General features: G+C 69.5%; 17 protein-coding genes. 10 read left to right on the top strand and 7 right to left on the bottom strand.

Translation table 11 applies throughout. From position 1 onward, the window contains the following. Positions 1-18: 18 nt before the first annotated feature. Together serB and glgC are read right to left on the bottom strand one after the other, a co-directional pair. A complete protein-coding gene (serB, locus tag CEP17_RS06015; protein WP_112931612.1) occupies positions 19-654 on the bottom strand; it encodes a phosphoserine phosphatase SerB in 636 nt (211 codons plus the stop codon). Positions 655-673: 19 nt separating this feature from the next. Further along, positions 674-1,918 carry a glucose-1-phosphate adenylyltransferase gene (gene glgC / locus CEP17_RS06010; RefSeq protein WP_039416083.1) on the bottom strand — a complete coding sequence of 415 codons (1,245 nt, stop codon included), beginning with the start codon at positions 1,916-1,918 and terminating at the stop codon, positions 674-676. A 46-nt stretch (positions 1,919-1,964) separates the two neighbouring features. Between glgC and glgA the strand changes: the two genes are divergently transcribed. The 3 genes from glgA (at position 1,965) to CEP17_RS05995 (ending at position 4,399) form a co-directional block, all read left to right on the top strand. Then, positions 1,965-3,158 carry a glycogen synthase gene (gene glgA, locus CEP17_RS06005; RefSeq protein ID WP_112931611.1) on the top strand — a complete coding sequence of 398 codons (1,194 nt, stop codon included), beginning with the start codon at positions 1,965-1,967 and terminating at the stop codon, positions 3,156-3,158. Between the two features lie 70 nt (positions 3,159-3,228). Next, on the top strand, positions 3,229-4,020 hold the full coding sequence (locus CEP17_RS06000; RefSeq protein ID WP_112931610.1) for an ABC transporter ATP-binding protein: 792 nt from the start codon (positions 3,229-3,231) through the stop codon (positions 4,018-4,020). A 121-nt stretch (positions 4,021-4,141) separates the two neighbouring features. Continuing rightward, positions 4,142-4,399 (top strand): type B 50S ribosomal protein L31, encoded by a 258-nt coding sequence (locus CEP17_RS05995; protein WP_036289266.1) that lies wholly within the window; start codon positions 4,142-4,144, stop codon positions 4,397-4,399. 81 nt (positions 4,400-4,480) lie between these two features. Here CEP17_RS05995 and CEP17_RS05990 read toward each other — a convergent pair whose 3' ends face one another. Further along, positions 4,481-5,269, bottom strand: coding sequence for an exonuclease domain-containing protein (locus tag CEP17_RS05990; protein ID WP_112931609.1), 789 nt, complete (start codon positions 5,267-5,269; stop codon positions 4,481-4,483). Between the two features lie 59 nt (positions 5,270-5,328). Here CEP17_RS05990 and CEP17_RS05985 point away from each other — a divergent pair, with 59 nt between their 5' ends. Next, a complete protein-coding gene (locus tag CEP17_RS05985) occupies positions 5,329-6,228 on the top strand; it encodes an alpha/beta hydrolase (RefSeq protein WP_039416079.1) in 900 nt (299 codons plus the stop codon). Here the strand turns inward: CEP17_RS05985 and CEP17_RS05980 are convergent. Continuing rightward, positions 6,188-6,748, bottom strand: a complete 561-nt coding sequence (locus CEP17_RS05980; RefSeq protein WP_039416078.1) for a CGNR zinc finger domain-containing protein — start codon at positions 6,746-6,748, stop codon at positions 6,188-6,190. The two genes, CEP17_RS05985 and CEP17_RS05980, sit on opposite strands and share 41 nt — an antisense overlap. A gap of 88 nt (positions 6,749-6,836) precedes the next feature. Between CEP17_RS05980 and CEP17_RS05975 the strand changes: the two genes are divergently transcribed. Next, positions 6,837-7,886: a DMT family transporter gene (locus tag CEP17_RS05975; protein ID WP_239498598.1), complete on the top strand. Its 1,050-nt coding sequence runs from the start codon at positions 6,837-6,839 to the stop codon at positions 7,884-7,886. Here the strand turns inward: CEP17_RS05975 and CEP17_RS05970 are convergent. Continuing rightward, a complete protein-coding gene (locus CEP17_RS05970) occupies positions 7,816-8,295 on the bottom strand; it encodes an Lrp/AsnC family transcriptional regulator (RefSeq protein WP_039416182.1) in 480 nt (159 codons plus the stop codon). The genes CEP17_RS05975 and CEP17_RS05970 overlap by 71 nt on opposite strands. 168 nt (positions 8,296-8,463) lie before the next feature. Here CEP17_RS05970 and CEP17_RS05965 point away from each other — a divergent pair, with 168 nt between their 5' ends. The 3 genes from CEP17_RS05965 to CEP17_RS05955 are packed head-to-tail and all read left to right on the top strand — an operon-like array spanning position 8,464 to position 12,004. After that, positions 8,464-9,594: a thiamine pyrophosphate-dependent dehydrogenase E1 component subunit alpha gene (locus CEP17_RS05965; protein ID WP_239498597.1), complete on the top strand. Its 1,131-nt coding sequence runs from the start codon at positions 8,464-8,466 to the stop codon at positions 9,592-9,594. Then, positions 9,591-10,610 (top strand): alpha-ketoacid dehydrogenase subunit beta, encoded by a 1,020-nt coding sequence (locus tag CEP17_RS05960; protein WP_112931608.1) that lies wholly within the window; start codon positions 9,591-9,593, stop codon positions 10,608-10,610. Before CEP17_RS05965 ends, CEP17_RS05960 begins: the two co-directional genes overlap by 4 nt. Beyond that, positions 10,607-12,004 (top strand): dihydrolipoamide acetyltransferase family protein, encoded by a 1,398-nt coding sequence (locus CEP17_RS05955; RefSeq protein ID WP_112931607.1) that lies wholly within the window; start codon positions 10,607-10,609, stop codon positions 12,002-12,004. The genes CEP17_RS05960 and CEP17_RS05955 overlap by 4 nt, the downstream gene beginning before the upstream one ends. A gap of 16 nt (positions 12,005-12,020) precedes the next feature. On the opposite strand, the gene CEP17_RS05950 is transcribed toward CEP17_RS05955, so the two are convergent. After that, complete coding sequence (locus CEP17_RS05950; protein ID WP_039416073.1) at positions 12,021-12,644, bottom strand: TetR/AcrR family transcriptional regulator; 624 nt, start codon at positions 12,642-12,644, stop codon at positions 12,021-12,023. Between the two features lie 117 nt (positions 12,645-12,761). On the opposite strand from CEP17_RS05950, the gene CEP17_RS05945 reads away from it, so the two are divergent. Next, on the top strand, positions 12,762-13,958 hold the full coding sequence (locus CEP17_RS05945) for an acyl-CoA dehydrogenase family protein (protein WP_112931606.1): 1,197 nt from the start codon (positions 12,762-12,764) through the stop codon (positions 13,956-13,958). 9 nt (positions 13,959-13,967) lie between these two features. Continuing rightward, positions 13,968-14,780, top strand: coding sequence for a CoA ester lyase (locus CEP17_RS05940; protein WP_112931605.1), 813 nt, complete (start codon positions 13,968-13,970; stop codon positions 14,778-14,780). 33 nt (positions 14,781-14,813) lie between these two features. On the opposite strand, the gene CEP17_RS05935 is transcribed toward CEP17_RS05940, so the two are convergent. Next, positions 14,814-15,422 carry a histidine phosphatase family protein gene (locus CEP17_RS05935; protein WP_112931604.1) on the bottom strand — a complete coding sequence of 203 codons (609 nt, stop codon included), beginning with the start codon at positions 15,420-15,422 and terminating at the stop codon, positions 14,814-14,816. Between the last annotated feature and the right edge of the window lie 6 nt (positions 15,423-15,428).

The raw sequence follows: 15,428 nt of genomic DNA, 5'->3' as shown, positions 1-15,428 counted from the left end.
CGATGCGGTCGCGGAAGGTCAGGGGAGCATTGGGATGAGTTCGCGCAGGTCGACCGGGCCGATGACGAGGTCGGCGTGCCGTCGCACCGCGGGCTTCGCGTTGAACGCGACGCCGAGCCCGGCGACGGCCATCATCTGCAGGTCGTTCGCGCCGTCGCCCACGGCGATCGTGCGGGAGAGCGGAACACCGGATGCCGCGGCCCACTCGCCCAGTGCTGCGGCTTTGCCGGCGGCATCCACGATCTCGCCATCGACGAGGCCGGACAGCACGCCGCCGTCGACGGCCAGTCGATTCGCGCGCCACTCGTCGATTCCGAGCCGGGGTGCGATGACGTCCAGGATCTCGTGGAATCCGCCGGATACGACGGCGGCCCTCCCGCCGCGGGCGTGAATGGCGGCGACGAGCTCGGCCGCTCCCGGGGTGGGCTCTACGCGCGCCCGCACGCGGTCGAAGGCGCTCAGCGGGACGCCGCGCAGCTCGGCCACGCGCGAGCGCAGACTCGTCGCGAAATCCACTTCACCGCGCATCGCCGCCTCGGTGGCCGCCGCGACCTCGGGGCCACGGCCGGCCTCGTCGGCGATGAGCTCGATGACTTCGTTGCGCAGCAGAGTGGAGTCGGCGTCGAACACGACGAGGAAGCGGGCGTCAGGCACCCGTCCAACCTATCGGCCGTCAGCGTGCGACGTAGGCGTTCTTTCCCACCACGGTGATGCCGCTGTCGGTCACGGTGAAGCCGCGCGCGAGATCGAAGGCACGATCGACGCCGACCGTCGCCCCCGGCTCCAGCACGACGTTCTTGTCGAGGATCGCGCGATGCACCCGCGCGCCGGCACCGACCTGGACGTGATCGAAGAGCACGGAATCGGTGATGGTCGAGCCGCCGCCCGACAACGTCCATGGGCCGACCACGGAGCGCTCCAGATGGGTTCCCGACAGCACCGAGCCCAGTGACACGATCGAGTCGATCGCGTTGCCCATACGGCCGACGCCGTCGCGCACGAACTTGGCGGGCGGCGAGTTCACCGACTGCGAGTGGATCGGCCAGTCGACGTTGTAGAGGTTGAAGATCGGCAGCGTCGAGATGAGATCCATGTGCGCGTCGAAGAACGAGTCGATCGTGCCCACATCCCGCCAGTAGTCGCGGTCGCGATCGGTCGAGCCCGGCACGTCGTTGCGCTTGAAGTCATACACCGCCGCCTCGCCGCGCCCCACGAAATAGGGGATGATGTCGCCGCCCATGTCGTGGTTCGAGCCCGGCAGCTCGCCGTCCGCTTCCACAGCCGCGATCAGGGCGTCGGCATCGAAGATGTAGTTGCCCATCGATGCCAGCACCTCGTGCGGCGCATCGGCCAGTCCGGTCGGGTTCTGGGGCTTTTCGAGGAAGTCGCGGATCGTGACGTTGTCGCTCGGGTCGAGATCGATCACCCCGAACTGGTTGGCGAGCCCGATGGGCTGGCGGATGCCGGCGACCGTCGCCTTGGCTCCCGACTCGATGTGCGCGGCCAGCATCTGCTCGAAGTCCATCCGGTACACGTGGTCGGCGCCGATCACCACCACGATGTCGGGCTTCTCGTCGTGGATGAGGTTCAACGACTGCAGGATGGCGTCTGCCGAGCCGGAGAACCAGCGCTTGCCCAGACGCTGCTGCGCCGGCACCGAGGCCACGTAGGAGTTCAACAGAGCGGACATCCGCCAGGTCTGGGACACGTGCCGGTCGAGGCTGTGCGACTTGTACTGCGTCAGCACCACGATCTGCCGAAGTCCCGAATTGATCAGGTTCGAGATCGCGAAGTCGATCAGCCGGTACTGGCCGCCGAAGGGCACCGCGGGTTTGGCTCTGTCCTCCGTCAGAGGCATGAGGCGCTTTCCCTCGCCGCCGGCGAGGATGATTCCGAAGACCTTCGGCGCTGCAGGCATGTCACCACACTAGGCCCCCGTTCGACCGTGTACTAGCGTTCGTGACATGCGCGTCGACATCGTCACCAAGGAGTACCCGCCCGAGATCTACGGCGGCGCCGGCGTTCACGTCACCGAACTCGTCGCTGCCCTGCGACGGAGCATCGACGTGCAGGTGCGTGCGTTCGGCGGCGACCGCGAGGAGGCCGACACGACGTCCTACGGCGTGCCGGTCGAGCTCGCCGGCGCCAACCCCGCGCTGCAGACGCTCGGCACGGACCTGGAGATCGTCGGCGGTGTCGCAGGAGCCGATGTGGTGCACTCGCACACGTGGTACGCGAACTTCGCGGGGCACCTCGCCTCGCTGTTGCACGGCATCCCGCACGTGGTAACGGCCCACTCACTCGAGCCGCTGCGACCGTGGAAGGCGGAGCAGCTCGGAGGCGGGTATGCCGTGTCGAGCTACATCGAGAAGACCGCGTACGAGAACGCCGCTGCCGTGATCGCGGTCAGCGACGGAATGCGCCGCGACATCCTGCGCAGCTATCCCTCGCTCGATCCCGCGAAAGTGCGCGTGATCTACAACGGGATCGACGTGGAGGCGTGGCATCCGCGGGAGGACCATGCGCTTCTCGAGTGCTACGGCATCGATCCGAACCGCCCGTCGGTGGTGTTCGTCGGTCGTATCACCCGGCAGAAGGGCCTGCCCTATTTCCTTCGGGCCGCCGCTGAGCTGCCCGCCGACGTGCAGATCGTCCTCTGCGCCGGCGCTCCGGACACGCCGCAGATCATGGCCGAGGTCGAAGGTCTCGTCCGCGACCTCCAGGCGCGCCGAGACGGCGTGGTGTGGATCGACGAGTTCCTGCAGCGCGACCAGCTCTGCGCGATCCTGACCTCTGCCACCACCTTCGTGTGCCCGAGCGTGTACGAGCCGCTCGGCATCGTGAACCTCGAGGCCATGGCGTGCGGTGCCGCCGTCGTGGGCACCGCGACCGGCGGCATCCCCGAGGTCGTCGTCGACGGGGTCACCGGGCGGTTGGTTCCGATCGAGCAGGTGCAGGACGGGACCGGGACGCCCGTCGACCCCGACCGCTTCGTCGCCGATCTCGCGGCCGTGCTCACCGAAGTGGTGTCCGACCCCGAGAGAGCGCGCGCGTACGGCGCGGCCGGCCGGGAACGCGCCGCCACGGCCTTCAGCTGGCAGGCGATCGCCGACGCCACGGAGGCTCTCTACCGTGAGGTCGCCGAGCGCGCGGACTGAATGCGCGGACTGCGTGCGCGTCCGGCGCGTACCGCCGGGATGGCCGGGATGCCCCCGATAGGCTGGGCGCATGCCTCAGGTGCTCGAATTCGTCGATGTCGTCGTCCGCCGCAATGCTCGCAACATCATCGATCGCATCGACTGGCACGTCGCCGACGATGAGCGCTGGGTGGTCCTCGGACCCAACGGTGCCGGCAAGACCACCATCCTGCAGCTCGCGGCGACGCTGATCCACCCGACATCGGGTGAGGTCACGATCCTGGACGAGCGTCTCGGACGCACCGACGTGTTCGATCTGCGGCCGCGCATCGGGTTCGCGTCGTCGGCGATGGCACGCCGGGTTCCGCCGGAGGAGACGGTGCTCGACGTCGTCCTGACCGCCGCATTCTCCGTGCTGGGGCGCTGGAACGAGACCTACGAGACGATCGACGAGCGGCGTGCGCGCCGGGTGCTGGCCGAGTGGAAGTTGGACCATCTCGCCGAGCGCACGTTCGGGACGCTCTCCGACGGCGAGCAGAAGCGGGTGCAGATCGCGCGCGCGGTGATGACGGATCCGGAGCTGCTGCTGCTGGACGAGCCGACGGCGAGCCTCGACCTCGGCGCGCGCGAAGAACTCCTCGAACTGCTCAGCGGGTACGCTCAGGCGCCGACGACGCCGGCGATGGTGATGGTGACCCACCACGTGGAGGAGATCCCGGTCGGCTTCACCCACGTGCTGCTCCTTCGCGAGGGCGCCCTCGTCGCTGCCGGACCGATCGCGCAGACCCTCACCGCTGACACTCTCTCGGCCACCTTCGGCATGCCGATCGCCCTGACCGAGGATGGCGGGCGCTACGCCGCGCGGGCTACGCACGGCGACTGAGATCCGGATTCTTCCGAGCGGCCTCGGGCTGGTATGATCGACCCTTGGTGCATGCGCGCCCGCGCCCGCATCACAGACTTCCCTCGCCCTGGCAAAATCCAGGGCCCACGTTAGGAACCCCATGAAGACTGACATCCACCCCGAGTACCAGGCGGTCGTGTTCCGCGACCTCGGCTCCGGCGAGACCTTCCTGACCCGTTCGACGGTCACGAGCGACAAGACGATCGAGCTCGACGGTGAGACCTACCCGGTCATCGACGTCGAAATCTCCTCGGCCTCGCACCCGTTCTACACGGGCAAGCAGCGCATCATGGACTCGGCCGGTCGCGTCGAGAAGTTCAACCAGCGCTTCAAGAACTTCGGCGGTTCGAGCAAGTAATCCGAATCCCGCGAAAGCCCCGCTCCGGCGGGGCTTTCGTCGTGGTGGGCGTCGAACGCCCACCACGACGCGAGCGGTCGATCAGCGGATCGGCCAGCTGCCGTCGAGGCGGTCGTCGGGGTCGAGCCGGCCGATGCGGATGAAGTATTCGGTGAGGCTGTCGGCCTGCGCGCGTGCCCACCCGATCTGACGGGTGTGCAGCTCGTGGACGGGCGCGTCGAGCTCGAACCGTCGTGCCAGCGCCTGTGCGACCCGGCCCGCCGCGATCGCATCGGCGGTCGCGTCGTGCGCGCCGACGAGCGGTACGGCGTAATGCGCCGCGACGGCTTCGAGGGTGCGCTTGCCGCGGCGGAAGCGGTCGTGTGCTTTGTCCAGCACGAGGGGATCGATGACCGGCGAGGGCTCCAGGATCGGCGGGATGCCGTGTCGGAGCGCCTCGTATTTGAGCAGCGAGAAGTCGAACGGGGCGTTGTAGGCCACCACCGGGATGCCGGCGTCCAGCAGATCGCGCAGTGCAGACACGACCTCCGCGATCACGGAGGGCGCGGCGGAGCCGTGCGCGCGGGCGTGTGCCGTCGTGATGCCGTGGACGGCGGTGGCGCCCTCGGGGATGTCGATACCCGGATCGGCGAGCCACGACTGCGCCCGAACGGCCGTGCCGCTGGCGTCGAGGAGGCCGACATGGGCCGTGACGATACGGTCGGAGGTCACGTCGACGCCGGTCGTCTCCAGATCGAAGACGCCCACGGCATCCGCCCAGCCGAGGCGGGCAGGCCGGGTGGGAGCGATCGGGGCGGCCGGATCCTCCTCCCACAGGGGAATCGTCTGCCACGTCTGCATGCCCCCGAGGTTATGTGGGGGCGCCGACATCGCGGCGCAGGCGCGCGGGCGCGACCGCCGGCGAGGGGGCAGCCTTCTAGACTTCTGGGATGACCGTCGCCTCGCCCTACGCCGACCGCCTGGCCGCCATCGCCGTGGGGCGCGACGAGATCGAGATCTCCGGGACGCGGACGGCGTACTGGGTGTACGGAGATCCCGCGGCGCCGATCACGCTCGTCGCCGTGCACGGATACCGCGGTGACCACCACGGACTGGAGCCGGTCGTGGCCTACCTCGACGGCATCCGCGTCATCTCGCCCGACCTCCCCGGCTTCGGTGAGACGCCACCGCTTCCGGGAGTGGAGCACACGCTCGACGCCTACGCGCAGTGGCTGCGCGCCTTCGTGGATGCCGTGGCGCCGGGAGCCGTCGTGCTGGGGCACTCCTTCGGGTCGATCGTCGTCGCCGCGGCGGTCGCCGCAGGACTGCAGACCCCGCGCGTGATCCTCGTCAACCCGATCGGTGCCCCGGCACTGGAGGGGCCGCGCGGCGTCCTCACGCGACTGGCGGTGCTCTACTACCGCCTCGGCGCGAAGCTGCCGAAGCGGATCGGTGACGCGCTCCTGCGAAACCGCATGATCGTCCGCGTGATGAGCGTCTCGATGGCCAAGACCCGTGACCCGCTGCTGCGCCGCTTCATCCACGACCAGCACGACACCTACTTCTCCCTCTTCCACGATCGTGACGTGCTGTACGAGGGTTTCGTCACCTCCGTCTCGAACGATGTCCGCCGCTTCGCACCGGCGATCGCGCAGCCGACGCTGCTGATCGCCGCGGAGAAGGACGACATCACGCCGATCGAGGCCGAGCGGCGGCTGCAAGGGATGTTCCCCGACGCCGAGCTGGTCGAGATCCCCGCCGTCGGCCACCTCATTCACTACGAGACTCCGCAGGCGGCCGCAGAGGCGGTCAGGCGTTTTCTCGCGCCTTCCGGCGACGGTACGCGTTGACGTTCATGCGGTTGCCGCAGTTTCCGGTGTCGCAGTAGCGCTTCGAACCGTTCTTCGAGAAGTCGACATAGACCGACTCGCAGTCGTCCGCCGCGCAGACGCGGACGCGATCCCACGCATCGGAGCGGATCACGTCGACGAACGCCATCGCCGATTCCACGAGCATCCGCATCGCCAGGGGGGCGTCGGGCGCCGTGGCATGGATGTGCCAATCGAACTGATCGTGGATGACGAGTTGGGGCAGTGCCCGACCATCGCGCAGCATCGCGTTGACGAGCGGCACGGCGCGGTCGCGATCGACGTCCCACAGCGCCCGAAGGCGCGAGCGGTTCGCGCGGACGGCGGTGAGCTCGGCGGCATCTCGGCGGAAGGCTCCGGTGTAGGAGAACTCGGCGAGGTAGGCTGCCAGATCCGCCTGCGTCTGGAGGCGGTCGACGCCGGATGTGTCGGTGTCCGGCAGGGTGTTGACCAGGGCTGCGGCGGCACGCAGAGACATTTCGGTGTCATGGATGAAGACCACGTTGACTCCTGACCTCGCCGGGCGATAGTGTCACCAGTGTATTCGCTGTTCAGTCATGACAGCCCGCACTCGAACCCGAGGACCGCCGGTGTCTCGCACCGCTTCATCCGCCCGCACGACGGGGATCGTCATGGCCGTCGTCTCGGCCCTCGCCTTCTCTTCGAGCGGACCGCTGGTCAAGCCGCTGCTCGAGGCCGGGTGGTCGCTCTCGGCAGCGCTGGTCGTGCGCATGGGACTCGCCGCGCTGATCCTGTCGCCCGCTCTCGTGCGTGCGGCGCGGCGTGAGCGCGGATTCCTCCGCCGGCACGCGCTCTCGCTCGTCGCGTTCGGGCTCATCCCGGTGCTGGGCTGTCAGCTGCTGTTCTTCTCCGCGATGCAGCGCATGCCCGTCGCCGTCGCGCTTCTCATCCAGTACCTCGCGCCGGTGATGCTCGTCGGATTCGTCTGGATCCGTACGCGACGCGCCCCGTCGCGACTCGTGATCATCGGATCCGTCGTCGCGATCGTGGGACTCGTGCTCGTCGTCGACGTCACCGGCGCCCGATTCGACCTGCTGGGCACGCTGCTGGCGCTGGGCGCGGCACTCTGCGTCTGTGTCTATTTCGTGATGAGCGAGCGCACCGGCGATGACCTGCCTCCGCTCGCCCTGGCCGCCGGCGGGTTGATGGTCGGGGCCGGTCTCATGCTCCTGCTGGCGGTCGTCGGTGCGATGCCCCTGTCCGCGCCGGCCGTCACGCTCACGTTCCGAGGGATCGATGTTCCCGGCATCCTCGCCCTCGGGTGGGTCGGAGCCGTCGGAACGACCCTCGGCTATGCCTTCGGGGTCATGGCCGTGCCTCGCGTAGGCGCTCGATTGGCGTCGTTCATCGGCCTCAGCGAAGTGCTCTTCGCGCTCGGCTTCGCCTGGCTCCTCCTCGGCGAGGCCCCATCGCCGGTCCAGATCATCGGCGGTGCGGTGCTGTTGGCGGGGGTCGTGCTCGTGCGAATGGATGTCGGCGCCGCACCTCTCGCCCCGCTTGCGGCGGATGCCGTGCTGCCGCCGACGCCCGAGTTCTCGCCCGGCGAGGTCAGCGGATCGCGTCCTCCCGTGCCGACTCCAGGAGTGGTCGGATCCGATATCCGATCACTTCGCCCATGACCAACGACGTTTCGGTGCGTTCGACGCCGTCGATCGCCAGGATTCGGGCGTCGACGTCGAACAGGTGCTGGGTGTCGCGCGCAGCGACGCGCACCAGCAGGTCGACCTGCCCGCTCATGCCGTAGGCCTGCACCACCTCGGGGAGCGTCGCGATCGCCTGCGTGATGCGAGGCAACTCCGCCTGGCGCACGGTGACGCTCACCATCGCTTCGATCGGCAGGCCCAGTGCGAGCGGGGGGATGGCCCGCTCGAACGACTGGAAGACGCCGCCGCGCTCCAGGCGCGCCAGCCGCGCCTGGACGGTGTTGCGGGACAGGCCGAGCCGTTCGGCGAGCGCCACGACCGTGGCGCGGTGATCGTCGGCGAGCGCGTTCAACAAGTCGAGGTCGACGCGGTCAAGAGGTCCCATACTGCCCAACTGTACCAGCAGCAGCCGGTGCCGCATGGGCAACATGCTCAGCGCGAGCAAAGATGCTTGAGCTAGGTGCCAGTTCGACGTAATCTTCCACGCAACCGGCGACGAGGCCGGCCCGGGCGGCCGCCGCGGTCCACAAGACAGCGGCTGAGCCAGAGAGGGATGACGACGATGTACACCCTGACGACAGACGAAGCGATGACCGCGCTCGACGACACGGCGCGACTGCTGACCCCCGACGGGTGCCGCATCGCGGACGCGCGGCTGGACCCCTGGGTCGAGGACCTGGACGGCACCGCGCTGCGCGGTCTGTACCGCGATATGGCGATCGCGCGCCGGATGGATGCCGAGGGTGTGGCGCTCCAGCGCCAGGGTCACCTCGGACTGTGGGCGCCTGCTCAGGGACAGGAGGCGATCGCCGTCGGGACGGCGCGCGCCTGCCGCGCCGACGACTTCCTCTTTCCGAGCTACCGCGAGCTGAGCATCGCGATCCTTCGCGGCGGAGTGCCCGCCGACCTCGTTCTCGCCTGGCGCGGCGAGGTGCACTCCACATACGACCCCTTCGAGCTCCGCCTGGCATCTCCGCAGATCATCATCGGCGCCCAGACCCTCCATGCCGTCGGATACGCGATGGGTATCCAGCGCGATGGTGGCGATCAGGTGGCGGTGACCTACTTCGGCGACGGAGCGTCAAGCCAGGGCGATGTCAACGAGGCGATGGTGTTCGCGTCGTCGTTCACGGCCCCCGTCGTCTTCGTCTGCTCGAACAACCAGTGGGCGATCTCCGAGCCGGTCGCGGTGCAGTCGCGCTTCCCGATCGCGGGTCGCGCCCCCGGCTTCGGCATCCCCAGCATGCGGGTGGATGGCAACGATGTGCTGGCGTGCACCGCGGCGATGCGCTGGGCGCTGGAGCACGCCCGTCGCGGTGGAGGTCCCGTGTTCCTCGAGGCCGTGACGTATCGCATGGGTCCCCACACCACCTCGGACGACCCCACGCGCTACCGGGATCGCGAAGAACTCGAGGCGTGGCGGGCGCGCGACCCGCTGACGCGCGTGGAGGCGTTCCTGCGCGCCGCCGGTGACCTCGACGATGAGACGATCGCCGCGATCGGGAGGGAGGCCGACGGGCTCGCCGCGCAGATGCGTGAGGCGGTGCTGACGGCGCGCACCCGGCCGGCGATCGAGGTTTTCGATGACGTGTACTGCGAACCGCACACCGGCCTCGAGCATCAGCGCGCGCGTTTTGCGGCGTATCTGGACTCGTTCGCCGCCGAGGCGGGGAGTGCGCGATGACGTCGCTGACGATGGGCGCGGCGCTGACGGCGGGCCTGCACCGGGCCATGGCAGCCGATGAGCGTGTGATCGTGATGGGCGAGGACATCGGCCGCCTCGGCGGCGTGTTCCGCATCACCGACGGCCTCCTCGATGAGTTCGGCCCCACGCGCGTCATCGACACCCCGCTCGCAGAGTCCGGCATCGTCGGCACGGCGGTCGGACTCGCGATGCGCGGGTTCCGCCCCGTCGTGGAGATCCAGTTCGACGGGTTCGTGTACCCGGCCTTCGACCAGATCGTCTGTCAGGTGGCCAAGCTGCACTACCGCACGCGCGGGCGCGTTCGCATGCCGCTGACCATCCGCATCCCCTGGGCGGGAGGCGTCGGCGCCGTCGAGCACCACTCGGAGTCGCCCGAGGCGTATTTCGTGCACACGGCGGGGCTGCGCGTGGTGGCCGTCTCGAATCCCCAGGATGCGTACACCATGCTGCAGCAGGCGATCGCGAGTGACGATCCCGTGGTCTTCTTCGAGCCCAAGCGGCTGTATCACACGAAGGGCGAGGTCGATCTCGACGGCGACGTGGCCGATGCGGCTCCGATGGGTCTCGCGCGCGTCGAGCGAGAAGGTTCCGACGTCACGCTGATCGCCTACGGCGCGCAGGTCACGACGGCGCTGGATGCCGCGCTCGCCGCCGAGGACGACGGCATCTCCATCGAGGTCATCGACCTGCGTTCGCTCTCACCCGTCGACTACCGCACGGTCGCGGCATCCGTCCGCAAGACGGGTCGCGTCGTGGTCACGCATGAGGCGGCGGGGGAGGCCGGCGTCGGTGCCGAGGTGGTCGCCAGCATCACCGAACAGTGCTTCCACTATCTCGAAGCACCCCCGCAGCGTGTGACGGGACATGACATCCCGTATCCGCCGGCCAAGCTGGAAAAGCACCACCTGCCCGACCTCGATCGGATCCTCGACGCCGTCGATCGCGTTCTCGACCGGCCGAACAGCCTCACGTCGGCGGCGGGGGTGGAACGATGATCGCGGAGTTCCTCCTTCCCGACCTCGGCGAGGGGCTGCCCGAGGCGGAGATCGTCCAGTGGCTCGTCGCCCAAGGTGACGACGTGCATCTGAACCAGCCCATCGCGGAGGTCGAGACCGCCAAGGCCATCGTGGAGCTGCCCTCGCCCTTCGCGGGGACGGTCAGCGCGCTGCACGCGGCAGCCGGTGACGTCGTGGAGGTGGGGTCGCCCCTGATCGCGTTCGAGGTCGAGGCCGCCGACTCCCCGTCCGGCGACGTGCCCGAGGCGACGTCCGCGCCGGCCGGGCACGTGGAGCCGGAGCCCTCGTTGCCGAATCTCGTCGGTTACGGCGCGGCGCCACGCGCGGCGGGGCGCCCCCGACGCCGCGCTCGTGTGCTCGCGGGCACCGACGAAGATCGTGAGGCCACTCCGATGATCGCCGCGCAGGTCCTGCACGACGCCCCGCACGATGCGGTGACACCGCTGCGAGACGATGTGCGTGACGAGCGTCCCCGCTCGACCCCGCCCGTGCGCGCCTACGCGCGTGCGCACGGCGTCGATCTCGCACTCATCGAGGCCTCCGGAGTCACGGGAATCATCCGACGCGAAGACGTCGACCGCTTTCTCGCCGACCGCACTCCCGCCGCATCGGGTGCGTCGCCCGCGGATGCGGGACGGGTGTCGCCGGCGGGCACCGGGCGGGACGGCGCCGAGCGGGAGACGCGGGTGCCGATCCGCGGCGTCCGCAAGCACACGGCGGCGGCGATGGTGCGCAGCGCCTTCACAGCGCCTCACGTCACGACCTTCCTGGAGGTCGACGTCACCGAGACCACGCGCTTCGTGGCGAACCTGCGCGCCGACCGCCGACTCGACGGACATCGCATCGGCATCATGGCGGTGGCCGCGAAAGCCGTGTGTCTCGCGTTGCGCGTCGAGCCGACCCTGAATGCGGCGTGGGACGAAGACGCCGGGGAGATCGTGCAGTACCACTACGTGAACCTCGGCATCGCGGCTGCGACCGAGCGTGGCCTCATCGTCCCGCATGTCGCCGACGCCGACCGGCTCGGTCTGGTCGATCTCGCCGACGAGATCGGCCGTCTCGCCCAGACGGCGCGCGCGGGACGCACGAGCCCGGCCGCGCTCAGCGGCGGCACGTTCTCGATCACCAACTTCGGCGTCTTCGGGATCGACGCGGGTACGCCCATTCTGAATCCCGGCGAGGCGGGGATTCTCGGGCTGGGCTCGGTTCGGCGTCGGCCCTGGGAGCACGAGGGCGACATCGCGCTGCGTGACGTGATGACGCTGAGCCTGTCGTTCGACCACCGACTCGTCGACGGCGAGCAGGCATCGCGCTTTCTGACGACGGTCGGTGACATCCTGCGCGAGCCGGGCCGTGCGCTGCTGTTCGGGTGACGCGCCGTCGCGCGGGTCAGGGGGTGGCGAGGGCCGCGTAAGCCATGTCGGAGAGGAGCCTGCGCAGAAGGGTGTCCGTCTCGGCATCCACCGCCACTTCCCGGCGCGTGCGCACGACGTACGGGGTGGAGTTGATCAGCCCGAAGCCGGCGTGAGCCCGCACGCGCAGGTCGGTGTCGCCGCGCTCCGGGTGCACGGCGCGCAGGACGTCCACCCACAGCTCCACGTACTCGCGCTGCAGCCGCCGCACGGTACGGCGGTCCTGGTCGCTCAACCGCGTGAGGTCGCGGTCCTGCACGCGGATGACATCGGCGCTTCGCACCGCGAAATCGACGTGGAAATCGACGAGTTCGCGCAGGGAGCGTCGGGCGTCGTGCCCGGTGGACGTCACGCGACGTCCGCCCTCGAGCAGGTCCGTGCTGGCTCGCAGGAGAATCGCGCCGAGGAGCGCGCGCTTGCTGTCGAAGTGACGGTAGACGGCCGGGCCGCTGACCCCGACGGCGGATCCGAGATCCTCGAGGCTCACCCCGTCGAACCCGTGCTGGGCGAACAGGCGCGCCGCCGCCTCCACGAGCGCGTCCGCACGCTCCGCCTTGGCGCGCTCGCGGGTGGTGCGCGCGGCCCGGGAGTGCGTTGTCATTCCAGTTAATCCTCGATAACCTGAGCTGGTGGGTTAACGAACACTAACCCACTGGCTCGTCCGCGCGCCATGCGTGCGCGTCAGCCGTTACGCGACCGCGACATCGAAGGAGATGGCATGGCGATCCTCGACCCCCACGACTACGGATTGAACGACGAGGAGCGCGAACTGGCGGCCATGGTCCGCGCCTTCGCCGACGAGCGGATCGCGCCGCAGGCGTACGAGGCCGACCGTACCAGGACGCTGCCGCTGGACATCGTCTCCGAGATGGGGGAGATGGGGCTGTTCGGCCTGCCCTTCCCCGAGGACGTGGGCGGGCAAGGTGGCGATTGCGCGACGCTCGGACTCGCGATCGAGGCTCTGGCCCGCGTCGACCAGTCGATCGCCATCACGCTGGAGGCCGCCGTCAGTCTCGGTGCCATGCCCGTGTACCGATTCGGCAGCGACGCGCAGCGGGAGGCACTTCTTCCCGACCTGCTCGCGGGGCGCGCGCTCGCCGGCTTCGGTCTCACCGAACCCGAAGCGGGATCGGATGCCGGCGCGACGCGCACGACCGCTCGCCTGGAGGCAGGCGAGTGGGTCATCGACGGCAGCAAGCAGTTCATCACGAACTCGGGCACGGCCATCACGCGATTCGTGACCGTGACGGCGGTGACCGGTGAGAGCGGTGCGCGCAAGGAGATCTCGACGATCATCGTGCCCTCCGGCACGCCCGGCTTCACCGTCGGGCCGTCGTACGACAAGGTGGGCTGGCACGCGTCCGACACCCATCCACTGAGCTTCTCGGGCGCCCGCGTTCCGGCGGAGAACCTGCTCGGCGAGCGCGGCCGTGGCTTCGCCAACTTCCTCAGCATCCTCGACGAGGGCAGGATCGCGATCGCGGCCCTCGCCACCGGTGCGGCGGAAGGCTGTCTGGAAGCGGCGCTGGACTACGCCGGCAGTCGCATCGTGTTCGCCGAACCGCTGGGTTCGCGCCAGTCGATCCAGTTCCTGCTGGCACGGATGCAGCAGCGCGTGCATCTGTCGCGCCTGGCGTGGCTGCACGCCGCGCGCCTGCGTGATGCCGGACGGCCCTTCGCGACCGCTGCCGCGCTGGCCAAGCTCACGGCGGGGGAGGCGGCGATGGACAATGCGCGGGATGCGACGCAGATCTTCGGCGGCAACGGATTCATGAACGAGTACCCTGTCGCGCGTCACTATCGAGACGCGAAGATTCTCGAGATCGGCGAGGGGACCACCGAGGTGCAGCTCCTCCTGATCGCTCGCGCCCTCGGACTGACCAGCCTCGGATCGGGCGCGCGACCGGCCCGGTAGCGTGAACACATGACCGCCGATTTCACGCTCGGACCCGCCCTGCTGTTCTGCCCGGCTGATCGTCCGGAACGCTACGAGAAGGCCCTCGATCGCGCCGATGGCGTCATCCTCGACCTCGAAGACGCTGTCGCACCCGCCGACAAGGTGGCGGCGAGGGTCGCGCTGATCGACTCACAGCTCGACCCCGAGCGCGTCATCGTCCGAGTGAATGCCCTCGGGTCCGCCGAGATCGTCTCCGACCTTGCGTCGCTCTCGCAGACCGATTACCGCCGCGTGATGGTCGCCAAGGCGGAATCGGCGAAAGCGATCTCCCGCATCGACCCGCGGTTCGACGTCATCGCGCTGTGCGAGACCGCTCGCGGCATCGTCGCGGCCGAGAAGATCGCCGCTCAGGACAACGTCGTCGCCCTCATGTGGGGCGCGGAGGACCTCGTCGCTTCGCTCGGAGGGACATCGAGTCGCACGCCGAAGGGGCGCTACCGCGATGTCGCACGTGCCGCCCGTTCGCGTCTTCTGCTCGCGGCGGGAGCGGCGGGAATCGCGGCGATCGACGCGGTGCACCTCGACATCGCCGACGAGAAGGGGCTGGCGAAGGATGCGCGGGATGCCGCCGCGAGCGGCTTTCGGGCCACCGCGTGCATTCATCCGGCGCAGGTCGCGACGATCCGGGCCGCCTACCGGCCCGACCCCGATACGCTCACCTGGGCCCGCGACGTGCTGGATGCCGCCGTCGGCGAGCGTGGCGTCTTCGCGTTCCGTGGTCGAATGATCGACGAACCGGTGCTGCGTCACGCCCGCACCCTCCTCGCCCGCGGAATGTGATGCCGCGGCATCCACGGAGGGATCGCGCGGAGGTCAGGTCATCGGGATCGCGGCGTAGGACTGCACGCTGAGACGGTCGCGCTCCACGAGGAAGCGATGCGTGGACGCGTTGGCCAGACGCTCGCCCTCGAGCGGGAACGCACCGGCAGACGCGTGCCGGATGACCTCGCGGATGAGGGCGCCGTGGGAGACGACGACCACGGTGGGCGCCTGCGGTGCGGCGTCGCGGCGGGCGTCTCGGACGGCGCGCTGGAGACCCGCGAGCGCGCGGCGGCGCACCTGCGGCCAGGTCTCCGCCTCCGGCACCTCTGCCTCGGCCCACGATCCCCACCGGTCGCGGAACTCCTCAACGCTCGCGCCCTCGGCGATGCCGTACGAACGTTCGCGCAGCTGCCGGTAGGTTCGCGGCGCCGGCACTGCCAGAGTGGCGGCGATGATCCGAGCGGTCTCGACGGCGCGCGACAGATCGCTCGAGGCGACGACCACGGGCCCGACCGCCGAGAGCTCCTGCTGAAGTCGCTCGGCGACCTCTCGCGCCTGAGCGCGGCCGGTGTCGTTGAGGGGGATGTCGGTGGAGCCCTGGATGCGTCGCATCGCGTTCCAGTCCGTCTCGCCGTGGCGCACGAGGATGAGGGTCGTCACGCTTCG

Source organism: Microbacterium sp. PM5 (assembly GCF_003293595.1).
In the GTDB taxonomy this organism is placed as follows: Bacteria; Actinomycetota; Actinomycetes; order Actinomycetales; family Microbacteriaceae; genus Microbacterium.
The sequence above is the reverse complement of the archived record's forward strand: the minus strand, read 5'-3'. Positions and strand labels throughout refer to the sequence as shown.

Bases quoted from the DNA above. Each gene is read 5' to 3' on its own strand.
- glgC (WP_039416083.1), bottom strand. From the start codon at position 1,918: ATGCCTGCAGCGCCGAAGGTCTTCGGAATCATCCTCGCCGGCGGCGAG.
- glgA (WP_112931611.1), top strand. From the start codon at position 1,965: ATGCGCGTCGACATCGTCACCAAGGAGTACCCGCCCGAGATCTACGGC.
- CEP17_RS06000 (WP_112931610.1), top strand. From the start codon at position 3,229: ATGCCTCAGGTGCTCGAATTCGTCGATGTCGTCGTCCGCCGCAATGCT.
- CEP17_RS05995 (WP_036289266.1), top strand. From the start codon at position 4,142: ATGAAGACTGACATCCACCCCGAGTACCAGGCGGTCGTGTTCCGCGAC.
- CEP17_RS05990 (WP_112931609.1), bottom strand. From the start codon at position 5,269: ATGTCGGCGCCCCCACATAACCTCGGGGGCATGCAGACGTGGCAGACG.
- CEP17_RS05985 (WP_039416079.1), top strand. From the start codon at position 5,329: ATGACCGTCGCCTCGCCCTACGCCGACCGCCTGGCCGCCATCGCCGTG.
- CEP17_RS05970 (WP_039416182.1), bottom strand. From the start codon at position 8,295: ATGGGACCTCTTGACCGCGTCGACCTCGACTTGTTGAACGCGCTCGCC.
- CEP17_RS05965 (WP_239498597.1), top strand. From the start codon at position 8,464: ATGACGACGATGTACACCCTGACGACAGACGAAGCGATGACCGCGCTC.
- CEP17_RS05960 (WP_112931608.1), top strand. From the start codon at position 9,591: ATGACGTCGCTGACGATGGGCGCGGCGCTGACGGCGGGCCTGCACCGG.
- CEP17_RS05955 (WP_112931607.1), top strand. From the start codon at position 10,607: ATGATCGCGGAGTTCCTCCTTCCCGACCTCGGCGAGGGGCTGCCCGAG.
- CEP17_RS05950 (WP_039416073.1), bottom strand. From the start codon at position 12,644: ATGACAACGCACTCCCGGGCCGCGCGCACCACCCGCGAGCGCGCCAAG.
- CEP17_RS05945 (WP_112931606.1), top strand. From the start codon at position 12,762: ATGGCGATCCTCGACCCCCACGACTACGGATTGAACGACGAGGAGCGC.
- CEP17_RS05940 (WP_112931605.1), top strand. From the start codon at position 13,968: ATGACCGCCGATTTCACGCTCGGACCCGCCCTGCTGTTCTGCCCGGCT.